The sequence below is a fragment of the Psychrobacter sp. genome (genome assembly GCF_049295055.1).
Lineage (GTDB): Bacteria > Pseudomonadota > Gammaproteobacteria > Pseudomonadales > Moraxellaceae > Psychrobacter.
This window is the reverse complement of sequence record NZ_JBAQQF010000011.1, coordinates 1-2,111: the sequence shown is the minus strand read 5'-3', so window position 1 is coordinate 2,111 and position 2,111 is coordinate 1. Positions and strand designations below refer to the sequence as shown.

The window sequence follows — 2,111 nt, the reverse complement described above, 5'->3', positions numbered from 1 at the left end:
TGCCTTCGTCGATCATGTAATTACCAACTCTGTGCATAGCCCTGAGTTTCAGCAAAACGTGCAGTCTATTCATAATCTAGGAACTAAAGAGATTCGTGAATCAGCGCAAGTCTCCAATCGTATGCTCCATTTGCCAGCAAAGAGTTTGAATGATAGCTTATTTGACAACTCCCCTATCGCCAAGTCGTTGACGGAATTACGTGGGATTGTCGAAGACTTGGATCCAAGCAAGAAAGAGCTCACCAGCTCACGCAAGCTCTTCGGTCTCATTCCTTTTGGTAATAAAGTACAGGATTATTTTCGTCAATACGAATCGGCTCAATCGCATATCAATGCTGTCGTGACCAGTCTGTACAATGGTAAAGATGAGCTTCTCAAAGACAACGCGATGATTGAGCAAGAAAAAGTCAATATGTGGGAGCTGATGCAGTCAATTCGTCAGTATGTCTATGTCGGCAAAAAAATTGACGAGCAATTAGAGCAAAAAGTCTACGCCATAGAAGCGACGGATCCTGAAAAAGCGCGTATCATTAAAGAAGAGATGTTGTTCTATGTGCGTCAAAAGAACACCGATTTTTTGACACAATTGGCCGTCAACGTACAAGGATATTTGGCACTCGATACGATACGCCGCAATAACCTAGAGCTGATTAAAGGGGTGGATCGTGCGACCACGACCACTATTTCTGCATTGCGTACGGCTGTTGTCGTTGCTCAAGCCATGACCAATCAAAAACTGGTGCTCGATCAAATTACCGCTTTGAATAAAACGACGAGCAGTCTGATAGAATCGACCTCAGCCATGCTGAAGCGCCAATCTGGGGAGATTCATGAACAAGCAACCAGTAGCAGTATTGAACTTGATAAATTACAAAACGCCTTCAATAATGTATATGATACGATGGATATGATCAGCAATTATAAAATTGAAGCGTTAGAGAATATGAAGCAGACGGTCAATACGTTGACTACCGAAGTTGATAAAGCACAAAAATATCTCGATAAGTCTAATCAAACTACGGTACTAGAAGTATCCAAAGAGTTAGACAGTAAAAAGATAACCAATAAATCAAGTACGATCGACGTTGATATTTGATTTATTCTGATAGTTTTTGCCTATTAAAGGTGACAATCCCATGCTACTGAATGCACATAAGACAATTGACGCAAGATATTGCGATGTTGTTCGTGTTAAGATAGCGATTATTAATAATTTTAAAAATAGATACGGTAATTTATGAGTTGGAACGATCCAAACGCCTCAAGTGAGGCAAAAAGATATGACAATCCTATCCCTAGTCGCGAGCTAATACTCAGCACGATTAATGAGAATGGTGAAGTCACTCATCAACAATTGGCAAAAGCCTTTAATATTGATGACCCAGACCAGTTTGATGCGTTAGGCAATCGCCTAAAAGCAATGGCGCGTGATGGACAAGTAAATCGCGAAGGTCGCCCTTATCGCTATCGCACAGTGACCAAGCAAGATGTCGTCACCGGCACAGTCTCTGCACATCCTAAAGGCTTTGGTTTTGTCTTATTAAGTGATATGCTAGATTTATTTTTGCATGAAAAGCAGATGCGCTGGGTGTTTAATGGCGATACGGTAGCAGCCGTTGGTACGTCAACAGATAACCGTGGCCGCACTGAAGGTCGTATTGTCGATGTTGTTGAACGTCGTCAAGACAACTTCATTGGCACACTTGCTCGTGATGAAGACGGTTATTGTGTCGAGCTTGGCAGTCCCAATAATCACCAACCGATTACGGTCACTGAAGATAACGTGCAAGCGCTCAATGCGAAGCAAGGGTCTCCTGTCAAAGTCGATATCATTGATTGGCCAAACCAGCATGAGTTTGCAACGGGTAAAATCACTGAAGTCCTGTCTAATGATAATGATCGCGAACTGATTATTGAAACCACATTACTTAATTATGATATCCCGTCAGATTTCAGTGAAGCAGCACTTAAACAAGCCAACGATTATCAAGAACCTACCGAAAAAGATTTAAAAGGTCGCAAGGATCTGCGTGACTTACCCCTTGTTACCATCGATGGTGAAGATGCGCGTGACTTTGATGATGCCGTTTTTGCTGAAAAACGCTCTGGTG

At 42.1% G+C, this 2,111-nt stretch carries 1 protein-coding gene and 1 pseudogene; both read left to right on the top strand.

The window, feature by feature from the left end; translation table 11 throughout:
* On the top strand, positions 1-1,096 hold a 1,096-nt coding region (locus WAZ74_RS02250), incomplete at its 5' end, for a toxic anion resistance protein (protein WP_422305361.1).
* A 141-nt stretch (positions 1,097-1,237) separates the two neighbouring features.
* Positions 1,238-2,111 (top strand): annotated as a pseudogene (locus tag WAZ74_RS02245) (ribonuclease R); the annotation flags it as partial.